The organism is Pseudomonas brassicacearum (assembly GCF_003732265.1).
In the GTDB taxonomy this organism is placed as follows: Bacteria; Pseudomonadota; Gammaproteobacteria; order Pseudomonadales; family Pseudomonadaceae; genus Aquipseudomonas; species Aquipseudomonas brassicacearum_D.
This window is the reverse complement of sequence record NZ_MOBK01000162.1, coordinates 1-693: the sequence shown is the minus strand read 5'-3', so window position 1 is coordinate 693 and position 693 is coordinate 1. Positions and strand designations below refer to the sequence as shown.

General features: G+C 56.3%; 1 protein-coding gene. It reads right to left on the bottom strand.

From position 1 onward, the window contains the following. Positions 1-693, bottom strand: a 693-nt coding sequence (locus tag BK660_RS30590) for an OmpP1/FadL family transporter (protein ID WP_185045276.1), incomplete at both ends; no start/stop codon positions are given.

Sequence of the window (693 nt, the reverse complement as noted above, 5' to 3'; positions counted from 1 at the left end):
GGTGTTGCCCTCGAGCTTGTAGTCGACTTTCGAGTGGTAAGTCAGACCCAGGCGAGTGGTGTCAGTGGCTTGTACCAGCACGCCGATGTTGTAGCCCAGCGCGGTGTCGTCACCCTTGATCTTGACCTTGCCATCCGGCGCGGCCTGAGTGATCGACAGGTTGGATTCCAGCGTACCGTCGATGCGGTTGATGGTCGGACCAAAACCGATCGACACCTTGTCGTTGAAAGCGTAGCTGACGGTTGGCTGGAAAGTGATGACCTGAACTTCAGACTTGCTGCCGAAATAACGGCCGGCAAAGTTGTTTTCGTAGTCGGTAATCAGGCCGAACGGCACGTAAACGCCGAGACCGAATGCCCAATGATCATCGATCGGTTTGACGTAGAAGCCCATAGGTACGGAGGTGAAGGGCACCATGTCGCCTTTGTTGCTGCCGCCGTTAGGGCTGGAGCTGGCGTCGCTGATATCGGTTTTTGCATCGAGGAATGCAACACCGCCAGTTACTTGTTCGCGCTTGAGGCGGGACATGCCGGCAGGGTTGCCATAAACAGTGCTTGCATCGTCGGCAGAAGAAGATCGCCCAGCGTAACCGGTGCCCATCCCGCTGATACTGTGTTCGTTGATGGCAAAGCCAGCTGCGAAGATCTGGGTGGATGCCATGGTAACGGCGAGGCTAAGGGTGGTTTTGAGCAT